16 protein-coding genes, 1 tRNA gene and 1 pseudogene are annotated in these 21,132 nt (G+C 69.3%); 8 read left to right on the forward strand and 10 right to left on the reverse strand.

The features are described from left to right. Nucleotides 1-219 precede the first annotated feature (219 nt). Genes VNW53_RS03020 through VNW53_RS03030 form a run of 3 tightly spaced genes read left to right on the forward strand, consistent with a single transcriptional unit; the run spans nt 220 to nt 6,050 of the window. Nucleotides 220-3,423 carry an efflux RND transporter permease subunit gene (locus tag VNW53_RS03020; RefSeq protein ID WP_325553552.1) on the forward strand — a complete coding sequence of 1,068 codons (3,204 nt, stop codon included), beginning with the start codon at nt 220-222 and terminating at the stop codon, nt 3,421-3,423. Continuing rightward, nucleotides 3,416-4,609: an efflux RND transporter periplasmic adaptor subunit gene (locus VNW53_RS03025; RefSeq protein WP_325553553.1), complete on the forward strand. Its 1,194-nt coding sequence runs from the start codon at nt 3,416-3,418 to the stop codon at nt 4,607-4,609. Before VNW53_RS03020 ends, VNW53_RS03025 begins: the two co-directional genes overlap by 8 nt. Further along, a complete protein-coding gene (locus tag VNW53_RS03030) occupies nt 4,596-6,050 on the forward strand; it encodes an efflux transporter outer membrane subunit (RefSeq protein WP_325553554.1) in 1,455 nt (484 codons plus the stop codon). The genes VNW53_RS03025 and VNW53_RS03030 overlap by 14 nt, the downstream gene beginning before the upstream one ends. Before the next feature lie 177 nt (nt 6,051-6,227). Here the strand turns inward: VNW53_RS03030 and VNW53_RS03035 are convergent, their stop codons facing one another. Then, the gene (locus VNW53_RS03035) at nt 6,228-6,632 is read right to left on the reverse strand and encodes a hypothetical protein (RefSeq protein ID WP_325553555.1); all 405 of its coding nucleotides are present in this window, start codon (nt 6,630-6,632) and stop codon (nt 6,228-6,230) included. A gap of 495 nt (nt 6,633-7,127) precedes the next feature. Between VNW53_RS03035 and VNW53_RS03040 the strand changes: the two genes are divergently transcribed. Continuing rightward, entirely contained in the window at nt 7,128-7,319 is a 192-nt protein-coding gene (locus tag VNW53_RS03040; RefSeq protein ID WP_325553556.1) for a hypothetical protein, read from the forward strand. A gap of 240 nt (nt 7,320-7,559) precedes the next feature. Here the strand turns inward: VNW53_RS03040 and VNW53_RS03045 are convergent, their stop codons facing one another. After that, nucleotides 7,560-8,045, reverse strand: a complete 486-nt coding sequence (locus VNW53_RS03045) for a hypothetical protein (RefSeq protein ID WP_325553557.1) — start codon at nt 8,043-8,045, stop codon at nt 7,560-7,562. Nucleotides 8,046-8,364: 319 nt separating this feature from the next. On the opposite strand from VNW53_RS03045, the gene fdhD reads away from it, so the two are divergent. Then, a complete protein-coding gene (fdhD, locus tag VNW53_RS03050) occupies nt 8,365-9,189 on the forward strand; it encodes a formate dehydrogenase accessory sulfurtransferase FdhD (protein WP_325553558.1) in 825 nt (274 codons plus the stop codon). A 9-nt stretch (nt 9,190-9,198) separates the two neighbouring features. On the opposite strand, the gene mobA is transcribed toward fdhD, so the two are convergent. Beyond that, on the reverse strand, nt 9,199-9,744 hold the full coding sequence (gene mobA, locus VNW53_RS03055; RefSeq protein ID WP_325553559.1) for a molybdenum cofactor guanylyltransferase: 546 nt from the start codon (nt 9,742-9,744) through the stop codon (nt 9,199-9,201). A 275-nt stretch (nt 9,745-10,019) separates the two neighbouring features. Between mobA and VNW53_RS03060 the strand changes: the two genes are divergently transcribed. The 3 genes from VNW53_RS03060 to VNW53_RS03070 are packed head-to-tail and all read left to right on the forward strand — an operon-like array spanning nt 10,020 to nt 12,869. Beyond that, the gene (locus VNW53_RS03060) at nt 10,020-11,276 is read left to right on the forward strand and encodes a cupin domain-containing protein (protein ID WP_325553560.1); all 1,257 of its coding nucleotides are present in this window, start codon (nt 10,020-10,022) and stop codon (nt 11,274-11,276) included. 43 nt (nt 11,277-11,319) lie between these two features. Beyond that, nucleotides 11,320-12,690 carry an NRAMP family divalent metal transporter gene (locus VNW53_RS03065; protein WP_325553561.1) on the forward strand — a complete coding sequence of 457 codons (1,371 nt, stop codon included), beginning with the start codon at nt 11,320-11,322 and terminating at the stop codon, nt 12,688-12,690. Between the two features lie 11 nt (nt 12,691-12,701). After that, nucleotides 12,702-12,869 carry a hypothetical protein gene (locus VNW53_RS03070; RefSeq protein WP_325553563.1) on the forward strand — a complete coding sequence of 56 codons (168 nt, stop codon included), beginning with the start codon at nt 12,702-12,704 and terminating at the stop codon, nt 12,867-12,869. A 21-nt stretch (nt 12,870-12,890) separates the two neighbouring features. Here the strand turns inward: VNW53_RS03070 and fdhE are convergent, their stop codons facing one another. The 7 genes and pseudogenes from fdhE to selB form a co-directional block, all read right to left on the reverse strand. Continuing rightward, nucleotides 12,891-13,832: a formate dehydrogenase accessory protein FdhE gene (fdhE, locus tag VNW53_RS03075; RefSeq protein ID WP_325553565.1), complete on the reverse strand. Its 942-nt coding sequence runs from the start codon at nt 13,830-13,832 to the stop codon at nt 12,891-12,893. After that, on the reverse strand, nt 13,829-14,494 hold the full coding sequence (locus VNW53_RS03080) for a formate dehydrogenase subunit gamma (RefSeq protein ID WP_325553566.1): 666 nt from the start codon (nt 14,492-14,494) through the stop codon (nt 13,829-13,831). The genes fdhE and VNW53_RS03080 overlap by 4 nt, the downstream gene beginning before the upstream one ends. After that, complete coding sequence (gene fdxH, locus VNW53_RS03085) at nt 14,491-15,402, reverse strand: formate dehydrogenase subunit beta (protein ID WP_325553568.1); 912 nt, start codon at nt 15,400-15,402, stop codon at nt 14,491-14,493. The genes VNW53_RS03080 and fdxH overlap by 4 nt, the downstream gene beginning before the upstream one ends. A gap of 27 nt (nt 15,403-15,429) precedes the next feature. Then, nucleotides 15,430-18,501, reverse strand: coding sequence for a formate dehydrogenase-N subunit alpha (gene fdnG / locus VNW53_RS03090; protein ID WP_325553619.1), 3,072 nt, complete (start codon nt 18,499-18,501; stop codon nt 15,430-15,432). A gap of 151 nt (nt 18,502-18,652) precedes the next feature. Further along, nucleotides 18,653-19,033, reverse strand: a complete 381-nt coding sequence (locus VNW53_RS03095; RefSeq protein ID WP_325553570.1) for a hypothetical protein — start codon at nt 19,031-19,033, stop codon at nt 18,653-18,655. A gap of 23 nt (nt 19,034-19,056) precedes the next feature. Next, a tRNA-Sec gene (locus VNW53_RS03100) sits at nt 19,057-19,152 on the reverse strand. Between the two features lie 117 nt (nt 19,153-19,269). Next, nucleotides 19,270-21,102, reverse strand: a pseudogene (gene selB, locus VNW53_RS19885) (selenocysteine-specific translation elongation factor); the annotation flags it as partial. Nucleotides 21,103-21,132 lie beyond the last annotated feature (30 nt).

Consider the following 21,132-nt stretch of genomic DNA (forward strand, 5'->3'; position numbering starts at 1 on the left):
CACGGCGCTCAGGCCTTCTTAAAAGACCTCAGTTTTCCGCCAAGGACGCCGACGGCCGCCCGCCCGTAGTCTGCAGCATCTGCAAGGCGGTGTCCTGCGGGGTCTGCGCGGCGAGTTCACGCCGCGCGAGGTCCCCGGAAATCGGCTCCGCGCTCGCACCGCTCATCCCTTGAGCGCGCGGCCGCCGCGCCCACCATCCCGGACTGGAAGTGGACTGAAATGATCTGGATCGTTCGCGTCGCGCTGCAGCGGCCCTACACCTTTATCGTTCTTGCGCTGTTGATCCTGATCGCCGGTCCGCTGGCGGCGATGAAGACGCCCACCGACATCTTCCCCAACATCGGGGTGCCGGTGATCGGGGTGGCCTGGACCTACACCGGCTTGCCGCCGGACGACATGGCCGGCCGGATCATCACGCCCTACGAGCGTTCCCTGCCGCTCACGGTCGGGAACATCGAACACATCGAGAGCGAGTCGCTGGCGGGAATGGGTGTGGTCAAGATCTACTTCCAGCCCGGCGCCGACATGCGAACCGCCACCGCGCAGGTCACGTCCGTCTCGCAGTCCGTCTTGAAGCAGCTGCCCCCCGGCGCAACGCCGCCGCTCATTCTGAACTACAACGCCTCGACCGTGCCGATCCTGCAATTGGCCACGTCCAGCCTCCGGCAGTCCGAGCAGCAGGTGCTCGACCTGACCATGAACACCATCCGGCCGCTGCTCAGCTCGGTCCCGGGCGCGGCCATTCCCTATCCCTATGGCGGCAAGGTTCGCGAGGTGGAGATCGATCTCGATCCGCGCGCGCTGCAAGCCAAGGGGTTGTCGGCGCAGGACGTCGAGACCGCGATCGCCGCCCAGGACCAGATCCTGCCGGCCGGTACGGCCAAGATCGGCTCGCTGCAATATACGGTGAAGCTCAACGACTCGCCTGAGACGATCGAAGAGCTGAACGATCTGCCGGTCAAATCGGTGGGCGGCGCAACCATCCTCGTCCGCGACGTCGGCCATGTGCTGGACGGCGCGCCGCCCCAGCAAAGCATCGTCCACGTCGACGGCTCGCGCGCCGTGCTGACCACCATCCTTAAGGCGGGTTCGGCCTCGACCCTGTCGGTCGTGCAGGGGATCAAGGACGACCTGCCGCGGGTGAAGGCGTTGATGCCGGCGGACTTCCGGATCGTCGCGCTGAACGACCAGTCGGTGTTCGTGAAGGCCGCGGTTTCGGGGGTGGTGCGGGAAGGGGTGATCGCCGCCGCCCTGACCAGCCTGATGATCCTGTTGTTCCTCGGCAGCTGGCGGTCGACCGCGATCATCGCGACCTCGATCCCGCTGGCGATCCTATGCGCGCTGATCGGCCTGTCGGTGACGGGTCAGACCCTGAACATCATGACGCTGGGCGGACTGGCGCTGGCCGTCGGCCTTCTGGTCGACGACGCGACGGTGACTATCGAGAACATCAACTGGCACCTGGAGCAGGGCAAGGACGTCAAGACCGCCATCCTCGATGGCGCGGCCCAGATCGTCACCCCGGCCTTCGTCAGCCTGCTCTGCATCTGCATCGTCTTCGTGCCGATGTTCACCCTGCAGGGCGTCGCCGGTTTCCTGTTCGTGCCGATGGCCGAGGCGGTGGTGTTCGCCATGATCGGCTCGTTCGTGCTGTCGCGGACCCTGGTCCCGACCATGGCGATGTATCTCCTGAAGCCGCATGACCATGCCGCAGCGAGCGCGGCGGCGACGTCGCGCAACCCACTCGCGCGCTTCCAGCACGCTTTCGCCACCGGCTTCGACGGAATCCGCGACACCTACAGCCGTCTGCTCGACCTGGCGCTCGAGCACCGGCGGATCTTCGTCGTAGGCTTTCTCGCGGTCGTGGTCGCCTCGTTCGGCCTGGCCCCGTTCCTCGGCGCGAACTTCTTCCCGTCGGCGGATTCCGGCCAGATCACGCTGCACGTGCGTCCCCAGGTCGGCACGCGGATCGAGGACGCCTCGGCGATGTTCGGGGACATCGAAAAGGAGATCCGCAAGGTCATCCCGCCCACGGAGCTGACCACGATCGTCGACAACATCGGCATGCCGATCAGCGCGGTGAACACGGTCTACAGCAACACCGGCATGATCGGTTACCAGGACGGCGACATATTCATCAGCCTGAACGCGAAGCACCATCCGACGGCCGACTATGTACGCACCTTGCGCGAGCGACTGCCGGCCGCCTTCCCCGGCGCGACCTTCTCGTTCCCCCCCGCCGACATCATCAGCCAGATCCTGAATTTCGGCTCGCCAGCGCCGCTGGACCTGCAGATCGCCGGCCCGGACCTGAAGAAGAACCAGGCCTACGCCCTGGAGCTGCTGCGCCGGATGCGGACCGTCCGGGGGATCGCCGATGCCCGGATCCAGCAATCGATGGATAACCCGGAGCTGCGCGTCGACGTCAACCGCACCCGGATGGCCCAGCTGGGCCTGACCGAACTCAACGTGACCAACAGTGTCACCACGTCCCTGGCGGGCAGCTCGCAGACCGCGCCGGTCTTCTGGCTGAACCCCGCCAACGGGGTCTCCTACCCGGTCGTCGCCCAGACGCCCGAGTACAGCGTCAACACCCTGCCGGCTCTGGAAAACCTGCCGGTGACCAGCGCCACGCCAACCAGCGGACTGCAGATCCTCGGCGGACTGGGCAAGATCACCCGCGATCAGTCGAACGCGGTGGTCAGCCACTACGACATTCAGCCGGTGATCGACATCTACGCGACGACGCAGGGGCGTGACCTGGCCGGGGTCGCCCGCGATGTGCAGGCCCTGATCAAAGCCACCGCCAAGGACGCGCCGAAGGGCGCCCTCGTCAACCTGCGCGGCCAGGTCACCACGATGAACACGGCGTTCTCGGGCCTGTTCCTCGGACTGCTCGGCGCGATCGTGCTGATCTACCTGCTGATCGTCGTGAACTTCCAGTCGTGGCTGGACCCGTTCGTGATCATCACCGCCCTGCCGGCGGCGCTGGCCGGGATCGTCTGGATGCTGTTCGCCACCGGCACGACGCTTTCGGTGCCTGCGCTGACCGGGGCGATCATGTGCATGGGTGTGGCCACCGCTAACTCCATCCTGGTCGTGAGCTTCGCCCGGGAGCGTCTGCAGGCGACCGGCGATGCAGTCCTCGCCGCCACCGAGGCCGGCTTCACCCGCTTCCGCCCGGTGCTGATGACCGCGCTGGCCATGATCATCGGCATGGGGCCGATGGCTCTCGGCCTAGGCGAAGGCGGCGAGCAGAACGCCCCGCTGGGCCGCGCGGTGATCGGCGGGCTGATCTGCGCGACCTTCGCCACCCTGATGTTCGTGCCGGTGGTGTTCAGCCTCGTTCACGGCCGCAAGGCGGCCCAGCCCTCCGGCGCCGAGCCAAACACGGCGCTGCACACTGGAGACTCCTATGCCTGACCAGCCCGATACGTCCCGGCGGTTATCGCCCCGGCGCCTGAAGATCGCGGGCGCCGCGGCGGCCGGCCTTGCGGTCGTCGTCGTCGCAGTCGGCGTCGTCACCCGCGTCAACGCCGACCAGAAGGTCGGAACCTGGACCAACGCCCAGGCCGTCCCGACGGTCAAGGTGATCAGCCTGGCGGACCCCACCGGGTCCCAGACGCTGATCCTGCCGGGCGATGTGCAGGCCTTCAACACCGCGCCGAGCTACGCCCGGGTGTCGGGCTACCTGAAGCGCTGGTATGTCGACATCGGAACCCCGGTGAAGGCCGGCCAGGTGCTGGCCGACATCGACACGCCCGACCTCGACCAGCAGCTCGTGCAGGCCAAGGCCGACCTGCAGACGGCGATCGCCAACCAGCACCTGTCCGACACCACCGCCCACCGCTGGGCCGGCCTGCTTTCGCAGGACGCCGTGTCCCAGCAGGACGCCGACACGAAGAACGGCGATCTGGCCGCCAAGAACGCCCTTGTGGCGTCGTCGCGCGCCAATGTCGCGCGGCTGGAGGCCCTGGAGTCGTTCAAGCGCATCACTGCGCCGTTCGACGGGGTGGTCACCACCCGCGCCACCGATATCGGGGACCTGATCAGCGTCGGTGGCCCCGCGGCGACGCCGCTGTTCACCGTCTCCGACGAAACCAAGCTGCGGATCTATGTGCGGGCGCCGCAGAACTATTCGGCCGCCATCCAGCCGGGCATGACCGCCACCTTCACCGTGCCGGAGTATCCGGGCCGCACCTTCACCGCCAAGCTCGCCGCCAGCGCCGACGCCATCGCGACCACGAGCGGCACCCTGCTGGTGCAGTTGCAGATCGACAACACCGACCGCGCGCTGAAGCCCGGCGGCTACGCCCAGGTCCGCTTCAGCCTGCCGGCCAACCGCGGGGCCATCCAGGTTCCGGCCACGGCCCTGATGTTCCGCGACAGCGGCATGTCGGTGGCGACGGTCGGCCCCGGAAACAAGGTCGCGATGAAGCCGGTGACCGTCGTGCAGGACCTGGGAACCACCGTCGAGGTGGCCGGCGGCATCACCTCCGCCGACCGCGTGATCGACAGTCCGCCGGACTCCCTGCGGGCCGGCGATGTGGTGCGGATAGCGGCCTCGAGCGCGCCGCCTGCCGGAGGGAGCGCGCATGCCGCGGGTTAAGCTTTTCGGCCTCGCCGGGACCGCGCTCGCGCTCACCGGCTGTTCCCTCGCGCCGCCCTATACGCCGCCTCAGATGACCGTGCCGCCAGCCTACAAGGAGACCGGCCCGTGGACGCCGGCGAGCCCAGCGGACGCCGCGCCGCGCGGCGCCTGGTGGACGGTCTATGGCGACGAGACCTTGAACGGCCTCGAACAGAAGATCGAGACCGGCAACCCGAACCTGGCCATGGCGCTCGCGCGCTACGACGAAGCCCAGGCCAACCTGGCGCAGGCGCGCGCCTCGCTGGTTCCCGAACTGGACGTGGGCGGCAGCGCGACGGGCAATCGGCAGTCGGCCAATCGCCCCCTGCGCGTGGGCGGGCCGAGCTACTACCAGAACAACACCGTCGGCGCGACGATCTCCTACGAATTCGACCTCTGGGGCCGCGTCCGCAACATGGTCGCCGCGGGCAAGGCCGAGGCGCAGGCCAGCGCCGCCGACGTCGCCTCGGTGCGGCTCAGCCTGGAGGCCCAGGTCGCCGACGCCTACATGAACCTGCGGGGCCTGGACGCCCAGGCCGCGCTCCTGGATCAAACGACCGCCGCCTACGCCAAGGCGTTGAACCTGACCCAGGTCCTGCATACCGGCGGCGCCGTGGCGGGCCTCGATGTGGGCCGGGCCGAAACCCAACTGCAGACGGCCCAGGCTCAGAGGACCGACGTCGGCGCCCAGCGCGCCCTCTATGAGCATGCGATCGCCGCCCTGGTCGGCGAACCGGCCTCGGTGTTTTCGATCGCGCCCGACGCCAAGCTGCCGCCCCCGCCGCGGACGCCGGTGTCGGCGCCCTCGCTGCTCCTCCAGCGGCGGCCGGACATCGCGGCGGCCGAACGGCGGGCGGCCGCGGCCAACGCCCAGATCGGCGTCGCGCGGGCGGCCCTCTTCCCGACCCTGACACTTGACGCGACCGGCGGCTTCCAGACCGCCGGCGCGGGGAACCTCTTGAGCCTCGCCAATAGCTGGTGGACGCTCGGCCCCTCGCTTGCGATGGCCCTGTTCGACGGTGGCCGGCGCAAGGCGGTCGTCCGGGCGAGCCACGATCAGTTCGACGAGGCCAGCGCCACCTATCGCGCCACCGTGCTGACCGCGTTCCAACAGGTCGAGGACAACCTCGCGCTCTGCAACAGGCTGGCCAGCGAGGCGCGCCAGCAGAGCGGCGCGGTCTCGGCCGCCGAGCGGACCGAGGCCCTGGCGCTTGTGCAGTACCGCATGGGCGCCATCACCTACCTCGAAGTGGTGATCGCCCAGACCGCCGACCTCCAGGCCCAGCAGATGGAGCTGAGCGTCGAGACCCGGCGCCTGCTGGCCAGCGTCGACCTAGTGCGTGCGCTCGGCGGCGGCTGGACCCCGACCACGGCGGCGGCGGCGACCACGACGACGGCCCCGGCGGCTCCGGCCAACTGAGCGGGTCACCCGCCCAGGATCGCGGTCGTCCCGGCGGACCCGTCCCGCGAAGGGAAGGGTGCGCGCTTCGACAGTCGGCGCTCAATGTGACTTGAGAAAAAAAAGAGGCCGGCGCCCCGAAGGTGCGCCGGCCTCGTGTGTCCAGCCCTGCCGGTCGGCGGGGCGTCGGTCAGGCGACTACCGCCACCAGCCGTGGCCCCAGGGACCCCAATCGAACCGGCCCCAGTTCCAGTTGTCCTGGTAGGTCATGGCGGTCATCTGCTGCTCGTCGACGATCTTCTTGGTCAGGACATCCTGCCGATAGGCGCCGTAGGCCTTCTGATCGCCGATGTAGAGGCAGTCGCACACGACCGGGTCGGCATAGACGTATTGCATCGTGTCGCCCGTGGTCTTCGGCACGAACTTGTTCGGCGGGAGCTGGCTCAGTTCAGCCTGGCGCTCGGGTGTGTTCGCCGGCAGCACCGTGAAGCCGGCGGCGGCGAGGGTGTCCTCCTTGGAGCCGATCCGCTGCGCCGTCGTCTCGCAGGCGGCGAGGGCGAGGGCGGTTGCTGAGACCGCAGCGAGGGTTGCGAATGTCTTCATGGCCTGTCGGCTCCTGACCTTGATGGTTCCGAAATGCGCCCAGGACGTTTCGGGTCTCGGGGCGCGTCTATCGTCGAATACTTTGAGAAGCCGGGCTGAGATCCAGCATCGGCATCCTTCCGCATTGATAGGAATGATAACGATTGGGCCGCGCAAAAGTTGTTGGCGCGCCCCTGAGTTGACCTGAGAACATCTGAGTGGAGCACGGTCGGCGCGCGAGGGCCCGGCTGCTGGGGCGATCCTCCGCATGTCTGTAGATTGCAGCCGAGATATTCTCAGCTCTTCTTGCAACAACTCAGACGCGGCGCCGGGATTTCCGCGCGATTTTGCCGGAATGTCTGCAAGATTCGAGCTGAATCGAAGCGCATTCCAGGCAATGACCATGACGCGCCTGTTCGACGATCCGCCGACCCCGGACGGCGCCCTGCGGGCGTCCGGAGGGGCCGTCGCCTGGGCCCGCGCAATCCACCGCAAGTCCCTGGCAAGGAGGACTCCATGGCGAAGCAACCGATCGTGATCCAAGACGCCCGCCGCCTCGGCCGGCGCCATCGCGACACCACGCTCCTGCAGGCCGCCCAGGCCTGCGCCAATTGCGCGCTGAGAGACGGCGTGGCCTGCGCCGACTGCATCTCGCACGCCCTGAGCGGCCACGGGTTCGTCTATCGAACGCCCATCGTGCGGCACTGACCGCCCGCCGCCGGCCCGATCGGGGTCGGCGGCCTTGGCCTCGTCGTCACCGTCGCCGCGGCTGCTCGAGCAGATGGCCCCGCGGCGTCCCTCCGCTCAGGGCTGGCAACTCGCGCGCACACCCCAAACCCCTCCCGCAAGCGGGAGGGGAGCCAGGCAGCCGCCGGCCTCCGTTGAATGTCGATTCAGTCTCGGGCGCGCCGGACGGGTGAACCGGTTTCCGCCTCACCCTGACGCGCGCTAGCGGTGGCCGCCGCCCCCGCCGCCGCCCGTGTGTCCGCCGCCGCCGATGTGCCCACCGCCACCCATGTGGCCGCCGAAATGGCCGCCGCCGCCCATGTGGCCGGGCGCGCCGCCGAAGTGGCCGCCGCCATGGTCGCCTCCGCCGAAGTGGCCGCCGCCAGGGCCGTGATGGTCGCCGCCGGCAAAGCCATGATGGTCGCCGCCGTGGCCGTGGCCGTCGCTGCGCCAGCCGTGCCAGCCGCGCGGGCCGCCCCAGCCCAGGCCATCGCGCCACGCGTAGCCGCACCAGTACCAGCCCGGACCGCGCCACCCGCCGGCGTACCAGCAGTACTGCCGGCCGCCGAACAGGTAGGATCCGAGACTGACGGGGGTGAGCACGGCGCCTTGCAGGTCCACGGGGGCCGCCCGCGCGGCGCTCCCGACCGACAGGCCGCCGGCGAGCGCCGCCGCGAACACGGCCGCTCCGAGCAGTGGTTGTTTCATCCGGTGTCTCCGGGCCATCCGCGGCGCTCCGATGACGGGGCCTGCGCCGGCCGTATGAAGTCCCGCTTCGAAAAAAATGGCGCGGCCGGCCCACGGGACTGGGATCAAGGACCGGCCGCGCCGCGGCCGCCGAAATACGCCGGACCGACCGCACTCGAACCCGACGGGAGGTAACGGGTTCGCCATCACAATCCCGCAGGCCAGCGGCCGCGTCCTTGGCGAGGCCCTGAAGAAACGTGAGATGATCTGAGGCCACCGCCGCGGCCGTTGCATGTAAGCTGAGCCTCGCCCCCGGGACCGCCGCCGAACCGAGCCCAGAATGACCCCTCGCTTGACCCATCCCGCCTCATCCCTGCCGGTCAGCCGCCGGGCGCCCGTCATGCGCATGGGCCGTGACGGCGGCGCGCCGGACCACCGCGAGGTCCCGGAGGAGACGCCGGTGGCCCTGGTGCACGACGGCTCGACCACCGCAGTGATGATGGCCACGCCGTCGGACCTCGAGGACTTCGCCCTGGGCTTCAGCCTGACCGAGGGGATTGTCGCCGACGCGCGCGAGATCGAAAGCCTCGAGGTTGTCGAGACCGAGCTCGGCGTCGAGGTGCGGATGTGGCTGTCGCGCCCGCGCTCGGAGACGCTCGCCGGCCGGCGGCGCTATCTGGCGGGGCCGACGGGGTGCGGGCTTTGCGGCATCGACAGCCTGGGCGAGGCCATGCGCGCCAGCCCCAAGGCCGCGGAAGGCCTCCGCATCTCGCCCGCCGAGATCGCCGCCGCGCTCGAGGCCCTGCCGGAGCGCCAAACGCTGGGCGCCGCAACGCGGGCGGTGCATGCGGCGGGGTGGTGGGCGCTGTCCGGCGACTTTGCCTGCCTGCGCGAGGACGTGGGCCGCCACAACGCCCTGGACAAGCTGGTGGGCGCCCTGGCGGCGGCAAAGACGCCCCGGCCGGACGGCGCCTTGTTCCTGACCAGCCGCATCTCGGTGGAGATGGTCCAGAAGGCCGCGGTCCTGGGCGCCCAGGTGCTGGTCGCGGTGTCGGCCCCGACGGCGCTCGCGATCCGCACGGCGGAGCAGGCGGCGATCACCCTGGTGGGCGTCGCCCGGCGCGACGGCTTCGAGGTCTTCACGCGACCGGACCGGATTTCCTGAGGCCCGCCGTCAGTCGGGCGCGGCGGGGCCGGCCAGCAGGCGCCGGCGTTCTTCGGGCGTGTTGGCCCCCTTCAGCCTGGGCCTCGCGCCGTCGCCGCACGGCAGGATGGCCAGCCCCGCGATCTCAACGAGCCGCTTGAGCGGCCACTGCGCTTCGGTGGCGGCCGGAACGGCGGCGAGGCCGATCACCATCGGCAACGGCAGGCCCTCGTAGGCCGCGCCAGGGTCGCCGGCCTCCAGGAGCGGACGGATGTCGGCCGCGATGATGGTCGGCGCATCGACCGCCAGGATCAGCGCCCGCGCGTAGCCCTCGGCCCGTAGCCGCTGGGCCGCAGCCAGGACGCCGCCGCACGGGCCCTCTCCCGGGCGGGCGTCGAGCACGGCGGGCAGGCCATGGTCCGCGCCTGCCGTCAGCACCATCCGGATTCCCAGATCGTGCGAGAGGGCCGCCAGGCGGTCGATCGCCGAAACGCCGTGCCAGTCGAGGCGCGCCTTGTCCGCGCCCATACGGGACGACGCGCCGCCGCAGAGGATGACAGTGGCCAGGCGTTCCAAGGCTCGTCTCCGGATTTCCTCCGCGCCATTGCGGCCCGAGACGCGCTCGCGCGCAAGGCCTCGCGCGCCGTTCGGCAGTCCCGGCGTGGCGGCTCAGAAATACTCAAGACTCTTCAGAGCTTCGCCAAGGATTTCGGCTCGGCGGGTCGAATAATTGCTGAGGAATATCGAGGCGGTCCTTGCCGTCGTGACGGCTCTTTGGGCGTCGGCCTCTGGAACGATGGATCCCGCTACGCGGCAAGGTCTGCGCGGGCGACTGGAACATGGAGACTGGAATGCGCGAACTCTCCCGGCGCAACTTGTTGGCGGCCACGACGGTCGTGGGCGCCACGACGGCGTTCTCCGCCGCGGCGAGCACCGTGCAACTGGGCAATCCCGATCGGCCGCCCGAGGGCGCGGTCAATGTGAGCAACCCCCAGGCGCTGACCGAGCCCGGGCCTCAGAACCGCATTCTGGCGGACCAGATCCCCGCCGCCGGCAATCCGCCCGCCACCGACGTCAACGGCATGCCCATGTTCTGGTCGTCGTTCAACCTGGCGCACAAGCGCATCCAGGACGGCGGGTGGGCGCGGCAGGTCACCCAGTCCGACTTCCAGATTTCCGAGGATGTTTCGGGCGTGAACATGCGGCTTGGTCCCGGCGGCGTGCGCGAGCTGCACTGGCACCAGCAGGCCGAGTGGGCGGTCATGGTCGACGGCAAGTGCCGCGTCACCGTGCTGGACGCCGAGGGGCGGCCCGCCGTACGGGACGTGACGGCCGGCGACCTCTGGTACTTCCCCGCCGGGCTTCCGCACTCGCTGCAGGGCCTGGGACCCAGCGGGGCGGAGTTCGTCCTGGTCTTCGACAACGGCAGGGCCTCCGAATACAACACCCTGCTGCTGAGCGACTGGATGATCCATACCCCGCCCGAGGTGCTGGCGGAGAACTTCAACCTCCCGGTCAGCGCCTTCCAGAACATGTCCCTCGACGCGCGCTGGATCTACCAGGGCGCGGAGCCGCCGCCCCTCGCCGAGGTCCAGCGCCAGGTGGCCTCGCCCCTGGGCGAGCCGGAGCTCGAGTTCGTCTTCTCGACCAGCAAGATGGCCCCGACCAAGCAGACGCGCAGCGGATCGGTGAAGATCGTGGACACCCGGAACTTCCCCGTCTCCACCACCATCGCGGCGGGCATCGTCACCATCAAGCCGGGCGGCCTGCGGGAGCTCCACTGGCACCCCAACGCCGACGAATGGCAATACTGGGTCCAGGGGACCGGCCGCATGACCGTGTTCAACACCGGCCCCGCCGCAGTGACCATGGACTTCCACGCCGGCGACATCGGCTATGTGAAGAAGGGCCTCGGCCACTACATCCAGAACACCGGCTCCACCGACATCATCATGGTGGAGACCTTCAAGGACAAGCAGTTCGCCGAGGTCACCCTCTCGCAGTGGCTCGCCAATTCGCCCCGGCAGATGGTGGCCGAGACCCTGAAGATGGATCCGCGCCTCATCGAGCAGATCTCCAAGAGCCGGCCCGACGTCGTCCCCGGCTAGACGCCCCGCCTGACCGCAACGTCAGCAACCCAGGGTCCCGAACATGCCGCCGCCCTCCGACATCGCCTTCGTCGACTTGCAGGGGAATGTCGGCGGCCCCGTCGGCGTTGCGGCGGCCACGCGCGCCCGCTTCGCGCCGAAGCGGTGGCTGCGCCTTCGGTTTCCGGCGGCGGCCGCCCTGCTGGTCGGCCCCGGCGCCCTGGCGATGCTGGGCGAGAACGACGGGCCCAGCATGTTGTCCTACGCGACCAGCGGGGCCACCTACGGCCTTGGTTTCCTGCTGCCCTTCATCATCGCGACCTTCGCCGCCGCCTATGTGGTCCAGGAGATGGCCATGCGGCTGGGCGCGGTGACCGGTCGCGGCTACGGAGAACTGGTCTTCCAGCGGTTCGGCCGCGTCTGGGGCTGGGCCTCGGCCGTCGACCTGGCCATCACCAACCTGATCACCCTGGTGACCGAGGTCATCGCCATCCGGCTGGGCATGGGCTTCTTCGGCGTGCCGCCCTGGGCGGCGGTGGCTTGCGCCGTCCTGCTGGTGGCGATGGGATCCTGGGGCGGACGGTACGCGACCTGGGAGCGCCTCGCTGCGGGCCTGGCCGTGTTCAACCTGCTTTTCGTCGCGGTCGCGGTCTTCGCGCGCCCCTCCGCCGACCAGATCCTGCACGCCGTCGCGACCTGGGGCCCGACGCCCAAGACCACCCTGCAGGCGTTCCTGTTGATCCTGGCGTCCAACATCGGGGCCACCGTCACGCCGTGGATGCTGTTCTTCCAGCAGAGCGCCTCGGTGGACAAGGGCATGGGCCGGCGCGACATCCGCCGCGGGCGCCAGAACACGGCGATCGGGGCGGTCATCGCCGCGGTGACGGGCTGCGCCGCCATGGTGGCCGCCGCGCCGCTGTTCACCCATCACGTGGACATGTCCCACTACCAGGGCGGCGCCGGCTTCGCGGAGGCCCTGCGCCCGATCATCGGCGCGCCAGGCGCGGCGCTGTTCGCCCTCGGGCTTGTCGAGGCCGGTGCGGTGGCCATGCTGACCATCTCGGCCAGCACCGCCTATTCGATCGCCGAGATGATCTCGGGCGCCGGCCGGAGCTTCAACGCCTCGCCCCGCCAGGCGCCGCTGTTCCACGCGACCAATATCGGGATCGCGATCCTGGCCGGCGCGGTCGTCCTGATCCCCGGCGCGCCGCTCCTGACCCTGTCGCTCAACGCCAACCTGCTGGCGACCATTCTGATGCCGGCGGCTCTGGTCTTCCTGCTCATGATGAGCGGCGACCGGCAGATCATGGGCGCCGACGCCAACAGCCGGACCGTGACGGCGCTGGGGGTCGCGATCGCCGTGCTGGTGGCCGTCGCGGGCTCTGCCTACGCGGTGGTGGGGTTCCTCGGCGCCCTCGGAATTCACTGGTTCTAGGAGACGAAGCCATGACCCATCTCGATCGCCACCCCGACCGACGCCCCCGCGCGCTGGCGGCTCCGGCTCCCTTCCCGCCGATGCCGTTGGGCCGCGGGACCCAGGCGGCCCTGATCGGCCTTCGCATGTTCATCTGCCTGACCACCGCCATGGCCATCTTCACGATCGTACATGGCTAGGCGCGTCGCGAGCGCGAGCGGCTACCCCGTCAGCACGAGGGGATTGGGCGCGTGCCGCGACCAGCCGGCCTCGGCGACCAGGACGTCCAGTCCCAGCGAGGCGAGGTCGTCTGCCACGGGATCGACCTTCATGTCCTGCGGCTGGTAGAGCATCTTGGCGTAGCTGCGGCAGTCGCCACAGACCTCGGCCCGGACCGCGCCGGACTCGCCCTCGACGCTCATCAGCGATAGCGCCCCCGACTTGCCGCAGGTGATGCAGACCGCCCGCACGTGGTTCCAGGCCGCGGAGCAGAGCGAGCAGTGCAGGTAGCGCGTTCCAGGCGCCCGCCCGGACGCTGTCACCACGCCCGACACGGGCAATGAGCCGCAGCAGGGACAAAGGCCGCGCTCCGGCAGCAGCCGCAGGTCCTCGGCGGGCAACTGCCCCGCGAGGCGGGTGAAATAGACCTGCAGCGCCGCCGCCACATAGAGCGTCGCGCCGGTTTCGGCGGGGGCCACGCCGCCGCTCAGGAAGTCGTCCGCCAGCTTTTCCTGCGCCGCGGCGCCCCGCGCGCGCAGGCTGCGCATCACCGTGCGCGCGTCCGCGGGGATCGTGCCGGCGAAGCGCCCGTTCTCGGAGCTGTCGAGCAGGGCGGCCAGGCCCTCGCGCCACAGCGGATGGCGGCGATGGCCGTCGGCGGCGAGCGGCGGCATGCGCGCCTCCACCGCCTGCCGCACCAGGGTTGCGTCGGGGCCGGCGAGGGGGCCCAGGGCCGCTAGGGCGTCATGCTGGGCCTGCGCAAGGCCGGCCATGAAGCGCAGCCAGTCGGCCATCGCGTGGCCGTCCGCCAAGACCTCCAGCCGCGCCGCGGTGGCGGCGAAGCGCGCGGCGGGATCGGGCAGGATCAGCGGATCGGGGGCGTCGACGCCGCCCTGCGGATTGCCGATCCAAGGCCCGTTGGGGGCGACCTCGCCCTGTCTCACGGAACCCCCTCAGGGCGTGACGTCGGGCCAGGCGACCTGGCGCCGGTCAGGCCGCGCAGCCATTTGCGGTGATGCCGCCACGCCCAGCCCGGCGTCACATAGCCCCGGGTCATCGCCTGCATCGACCCGCGGACCCAGATCCCCGCATAGACGTGAACGATCCAGACCAGGATGGCCGCGATCGCCGCGAGCGAATGGAGCAGGACGGCGATCCTCTGCACGACCAGCGGCGTGAAGGCGGAGAAATAGACCTCCCAGATCACCAGGCCGGTGAAGAGCAGCACCGGGATCAGCAGGGCCATGGCCCAGAAGACGAATTTCTGGCCGGCGTTGAACTGCCCGACCTCGGGAACGCCTTCCTCTTCGTTGACCAGGATGAGGTCGAACTTGCGCACCCAGGCGGTGTCGTCCGGGGTCCAGAAGTTGTCGCGCCAGAACTGGTACACGAGGCCCGCGTAGCTGAGCGCCAGGACGATCCCGATCCAGGGATGCACGGCGCGGGTCCATTGGCCGCCGCCGAACAGCGCCGAGAGGAAGAAGAAGATCGGGTGGAACATCGAAAGGCCGGACAGGGTGAGCAACACGAAGCAGATCGCCGTGATCCAGTGGTTGACCCGGGTCACGGTCGCGTAGCGGAGCACGGTTCCCTCGGGATAGATCATCTCGCGTCGTCCTCGCGATCGACCAGGCGCCGCCCTCGCGCCTCGTCTTCCGGCTGCACCTCGTTCGGGCCTGCGACCACCGAGTGGAAGAAGCCGGCGATCGCGGCCAGCGCGATGCCGGCCACGGCGAGGGGTTTCACCCCGCCTTTCCAGAGCTCGACGAAGGGGCTGATGGCCGGGTGATTGGGCAGGCCCGCATAGATCGACGGCTTGTCGGCGTGGTGCAGCACGTACATCACATGCGTGCCGCCGACGCCCGCCGGGTCGTAGAGGCCGGCGTTGGCGAAGCCTCGGGACTTCAGCTCCGCGACCCGCTCGCCGGCCCAGGCCTTCATGTCCGACTTCGACCCGAACATGATCGCGCCGGTCGGGCAGGACTTGACGCAGGCGGGCTCCAGCCCGACCGAGACGCGGTCGGAGCAGAGGGTGCACTTGTAGGACTTGTGGTCCGTCGGATTGACGCGGGGGATGTCGAACGGGCAGCCCTTCACGCAATAGCCGCAGCCGATGCAGGCGTCGCTGTTGAAGTCGACGATTCCATTGGCGTACTGCACGATCGCGCCGGGCGCGGGGCAGGCCTTCAGGCAGCCGGGATCCTCGCAGTGCATGCAGCCGTCCTTGCGGATCAGCCACTCCAGGTCGCCCTTGTCGTTCTCCCATTCGGTGAACCGCATCAGGGTCCAGGTATTGGGGTCCAGGTCATGGGGATTGTCGTAGGACCCCCGGAAATGCCCGACCTCGCCGCGCAGGTCGTTCCATTCCATGCAGGCGGACTGGCAGGCCTTGCAGCCGATGCAGCGGCTGACGTCGATCAGCTTGGCCACCTCCAGCTCGTGGCGGCGGGCCGAGGGCGGCGTCAGGGTCGACGCCGAGCGCCTGATGTAGTCCTGTGACTGCAGACCGGACATGGACGACTCCTCGAACCCGCGGCGGCGTCAGGCCGCGGGCCCACTCGCTTTCTCGATGTTGACCAGGAACGCCTTGAACTCCGGCGTCTGGGAATTGGCGTCACCCACCGACGGGGTCAGGGTGTTGGCGCCGAAGCCCTTGCGGGCCTGTCCGGTGAAGCCCCAATGGATCGGAACGCCGATCACGTGCGTGGGCTTGCCGTCCACCTGCATCGGCTTGATGCGCTTGGTCACATAGGCCTTGCAGACGACGAACCCGCGCTTCGAGGACACCCGAACCCAGCCGCCCTGCGTGATCCCCTTTTCCTTGGCCAGGGCCTCGCCGATCTCGATGAATTCCTCAGGCTGCAGGATCGCGTTGATCAGCGCGTGCTTGGTCCAGAAGTGGAATTGCTCGGTCAGGCGATAGGTGGTGGCGACATAGGGGAAGTCCGCGCCGGTTCCGAAGTTGGCCCTGTCGTCGGGGAACACCCGCGCGGCGGGATTTGATTTCACCTTCGGATGCAGCAGGTTCGGCGTCGGGGATTCGAAGGGCTCGTAGTGCTCTGGGAACGGGCCTTCCGCCATCTGGTCGCGGGCGAACAGCCGCCCGGCGCCTTCGGCGTTCATGATGAAGGGGCCGACGGAATCCTCGGGCTTGGTGGTCGGCACGTAGTCGGGCACGTCGATGCCCACCCACTTGGTCCCGTTCCACTCGATGACCGGCTTCTGCGGATTCCACGCCTTGCCGGCAGGGTCGGCGCTGGCGCGGTTGTAGAGGATCCGCCGGTTGGCCGGCCAGGACCAGGCCCAGTTCGGCGCGAGGCCCTGCTCGCGCGGATCGGTCGCGTCGCGCCGGGCCATCATGTTGCCCTTCTCGGTGAAGCTGCCGGTGAAGATCCAGCAGCCCGAGGTGGTCGTGCCGTCGTCGCGCAACTGCCCGAAACTGTCGAGCAATTGGCCGGCGTGCACGGTGACCGCGCCGGTGGGGTCCGTGATGTCCGCCAGGGCCCGGCCGTTCATCTCCTTGGCCAGCTCCTCCGGACCTGGATCGACGGGATCGGTGTAGTTCCAGGTGAGGTTGAGGATCGGATCGGGGAAGGCGCCGCCTTCCTTGCGGTACATCTCCCGCATGCGGTGGAAGATGCCGGCCATGATCCAGATGTCGGTCTGCGCCTCGCCCGGCGGGTTGGCCGCCTTCCAGTGCCACTGCATCCAGCGGGACGAATTGACCAGGGAGCCGTCCTCTTCCGCGAAGCAGGTGGTCGGCAACTGGAAGACCTCAGTCTGGATCTTGGACGGATCCGACGGGTTCTGCGGGCCGTGGTTCTCCCAGAACCGGGAGGTCTCGGTGTCCAGCGGGTCCATCACCACCAGATATTTCAGCTTGCCCAGGCCCTTGCGGATCTTGCCCCGGTCCGGGAAGGCCTGCATCGGGTTGAAGCCCTGGCAGATGTAGCCGTTCATCTGGCCGTTGTTCATCATCTCGAAGGCGCGGATGATGTCGTAGCCGCCGCCATCGTACTTGGGCAGCCAGTCATAGGCCCAATCGTTGCCGTCGGTGGCGGCCGCGCCGTAGATCGACTTCTGGAAGCTGACGAAGAACTTCCCGTAGTTCTGCCAATAGCTGGTCTGTCCGGGGCGCAGCGGCTTGTACTGCCGCGTCGACATATATTGCGCGTAGGTAGGTTCGGTCTCCTTCGGCAGCAGGAGGTAGCCCGGCATCGAGGTCGACAGCAGGCCGACGTCGGTCAGGCCCTGGATGTTGGAATGGCCGCGGAGCGCGTTCATCCCGCCGCCGGCCACCCCGATGTTGCCCAGCAGCAACTGGACCATCGCCATGGCGCGGACGTTCTGGGCGCCGACCGAATGCTGGGTCCAGCCCAGGGCGAACAGGCTGGTCATCGCCTTGTCGGGCGCCGAGGTGCTGGCGAACAGCCCGCAGATTTCCAGGAACTTGTCCTGGGGCGTGCCGCAGATGCGCGAGACCATCTCCGGCGTGTAGCGATCGACGTGCTTCTTCAGCAGGTTGATCACGCAGCGCGGATCCTGCCAGCTGTCGTCGACCTTGGCGTAGCCCTGGCCGTCGAGCTCGTAGTCCCAGCTCGTCTTGTCGTAGCTGTGGGTGTCTTCCTTGTAGCCGGTGAACAGCCCGTCCTCGAAGCCGAAGCCGTCCTTCACGATCAGGCTGGCGTTGGTATAGGCCCGCACATAGTCGTGCTGGATGAGGTCTTTCTCGAGCAGGTAGCGGATCACGCCATTCAGGAAGGCGATGTCGGTTCCGGGCCGGATCGGGGCGTAGACGTCGGCCACCGAGGCGGTGCGCGTGAAGCGCGGATCGACCACGACCAGCTTGGCGTGGTTCTCGATCTTGGCGTGGACGACCCACTTGAAGCCGCACGGATGGGCCTCAGCGGCGTTGCCGCCCATGACCACCACCACATTGGCGTTCTTGATATCCTGCCATGTGTTGGTCATTGCCCCTCGACCGAATGTTGGAGCCAGACTGGCCACCGTCGGTCCGTGTCAAACGCGCGCCTGATTGTCGAAGACCAGCATCCCGAACGAACGGGCGACCTTCCAGGTCAGGTAGGAGGTTTCGCTGGACGAGGCCGACGCCGCCAGCATGCCTGTGCTGACCCAGCGATTGACCGTGGTCCCGGCGGCGTTCTTGGCGAGGAAGTTCGCGTCGCGATCCTTCTTCATCAGGGTGGCGATGCGGTCCAGCGCGAAGTCCCAGGAGACCTCCTTGAACTCGCTGGAGCCCGCGGCGCGGTATTTGGGGACCTTCAGGCGGGTGGGCGCATGCACGATGTCGAGCAGGGCCGCGCCCTTCGGGCAGAGCGTGCCGCGGTTCACCGGGTGGTCGGGATCGCCCTCGATGTGGATGATGTTGGAGGTGGCGTTGATGGCCTTGTCGCCAAGGCTATAGATCAGGATGCCGCAGGCGACGGAACAGTAGGTGCAGGTGTTCCGCGTCTCGGTGGCGTGGGTGAGCTTGAAGGGCCGCACGGAGTCGGCCAGCGCCGGGCCCGCGGCGGCGAAGCCGAGGGCGCCCAAGCTCGACGCGGCCAGACCGGCCCCGGTAAGCTTGATGAAGCCCCGTCGACTGAGAGCCATTGTCATGGGCGGGCCACGCGCTCCTGCGAACCGACCTAACGTCAACGCGTCATTAAAGACACGATCCACGTCGGAGATCGATTCAAAAACACCCGGTCCGACCGCATAACTCGCCGAATCATCGGTTGGTTTCAAGCGAATTCCGAACCGTTCATGACGGTGCAATTTCCTCGATTTTCAGCCGCAGCCCACGCCGGTCGAAGAAGTCCGCATGCTTCAACAGGGAGCGGTCGCCCTCGAGGTGGCGCAGAAGCGATTGCAGACGGTGGCGCGCCACCGGATCGCGCACCAGTCCGGCGCGATCGGCCTGGTAGAAGGCCGCCCCATCCCAGGCCGCGCCGGCGCCCGCGAACATCTCGAGGATCTCAGGCCAGCGGGTCTCGTCGCCGATGATGTGCAGATAGGACGAACGCAACAGCCCGACCGTCGTCTCGCCGATCTCCACCAACACGATCAGAGAGGTGAAGGGGCCGACCCGGGTGAAGGTCTCGACCAGCCACTCGTCGAAATCCGTCGCGTAATCCGCAACCATCAGGATCTGCTCCGGGGCGGGGATGGCGGAAGAGAATGGGAGTCGAACCCACCTGGGACAGGCTCGCTGCCCCACTCGGATTTGAAGTCCGAACGCCCCACCAGGGACGACTCTCCTCCATCCGCATCGACCGATGAAACCACGACCGGGCCGAAGAGGTCCAGCCGATGCGGGTTCATTCGGCGCAGATCGCCCTTGCGCAGGGTGACGCCGTGCCGGTCGAAGAACTCGAGAATCTGGATGGCGACCTTGCGGCCGTTGTCGACGCGGTCGCGGAATTGCGCGGCGGTGAAGGCGCCGCCCTGCGCCCGGCCGGCCTCCTCCACGCCGATCGCGACCATCTCCCGCACGGTCGGGCGCAGGAAGAAGTGATCCTGCGCGATCTCGTCCGCCCAACCCAGTCGTCCCGCGAGCTTGAGCAGCCGGCGGATGTCGCGCTCCGGGCGGCCGGTCGTCTCGGCGAGGTCGCGCACCCGCGGCGGCCGGAACCGCTCCGCCCCGCCCAGGCGCGGCGCGACCAGGGCCCAGGCCGCCTCGTCCGCCGGCGCCAGCCGCACCGTGTGGCCGGCTAGGCGCACGAAGGCGCCGTCCAGGACCACCTCGCCGGCCCCGGCTAGCCGCTGGAGGGCGGCGACGAACACCGGCGGGGTCAGCCGCGGCTGCAGTTGCAGGCGCAGCTTTTCCCGGCCCAGGCCCTGCAGGTCGGGGTTCTCGGCGTGATAGGCGCCGAGCTGGCTGGCCAGGTCGCCCGCGAAGCCGCGCCAGCGCTCCGGCGAAATGGCGACGCCGGCGGCGCCGGCCTGCAACTGGACCACCCCCGATTGCGCGGCCAGCCGCTCGGCCTGGGCCGCCGACAGGGCATGGTCGCGGGCGAAGGCCGCCAGGTCCCAGGCGAACGGCGGGGCGTCCAGCAGGGCCGCGAAGGCGGCGGCGGGCTCGGGCAGGGCGAGGGCGGCGAGCTGCCGGCGCCGCTCGGGCGTGCGCCGCCGCCGGGCCGGGCCGCGCAGGTCGATGAAGCGGCCGCCGCCGATCGTGCGCCGGGCCGAGACGTCGCGCAGCACGAAGCGGTCCTGCAACGCCGCGGCGATGGGCCGCTCGAGCACGAGTTGGACGTCGCCTTCCTGGCCGGGCTCAAGGGGCGCGTCACCCAGGGGGACGATGCGGGCGCCGACCTCGGTGGCGGCGTGATGCAGCCGGACCGGGAACCACTGGCCGATGGGTTTGGCCTCGCCGCCCAGGACGCGCAGCCGCGCGTCGATCCGGTCGGCCGGCGCATGCAGGGCGGGATCGAGCACGATGTCGCCCCGGCCCACCGCCTCTTTCGACACCCCCGGGCCGGTCAGGTTGAGCGCGCAACGGTCGCCGGCCCGCCCGGTCTCAGCCGGCCGGTTCTGCGCGTGCAGCGAACGCACCCGCACCGGCAGGCCGGACGGGCTGACCAGCAACTGATCGCCGACATGCACCGCGCCCGACAGCACCGTGCCGGTGACCACGACGCCCACGCCTTGCAGGGTGAAGGCGCGGTCCACGGCCAGGCGAAACCGGGTCTCGGCCGAGCGCTGCGCCAGGGCCGCGGCGGCTGCGGTCAGGTGGCCGCGCAAAGCCTCGAGCCCCTGGCCGGTCACCGCGGACACCGGCAGGGCGTCGTTCGCCGCCAGCACGGTTCCGGCGATGGCCGGCCGGAGCTGGGCGGACACCTCGGCGAGCCGTTCGGGCGTCGCCAGATCGGCCTTGCTCAGGACCACCAGCCCCTGTCCGACGCCAAGCAGGTCGACGATCGCCAGATGCTCCAGGGTCTGCGGCTTGACGCCCTCGTCAGCGGCGACCACCAGCAGGGCGAAGTCGATGCCCGTGGCGCCGGCCAGCATGGTGCGCACGAAGCGCTCGTGCCCCGGCACGTCGACGAAGCCGAGCACCTGGCCGCCGGCGGTCGGCAGGTAGGCGAAGCCCAGGTCGATGGTGACGCCGCGGGCCTTCTCCTCCTTGAGCCGGTCGCCGTCCACGCCGGTCAGCGCCTTCACGAGGGCGGTCTTGCCATGATCGACGTGACCCGCCGTGCCGACGATCATGGCGCCGGCCCCGCAGGGCGCCGCGCCGCC

The organism is Phenylobacterium sp. (genome assembly GCF_035569475.1).
Lineage (GTDB): Bacteria > Pseudomonadota > Alphaproteobacteria > Caulobacterales > Caulobacteraceae > Phenylobacterium.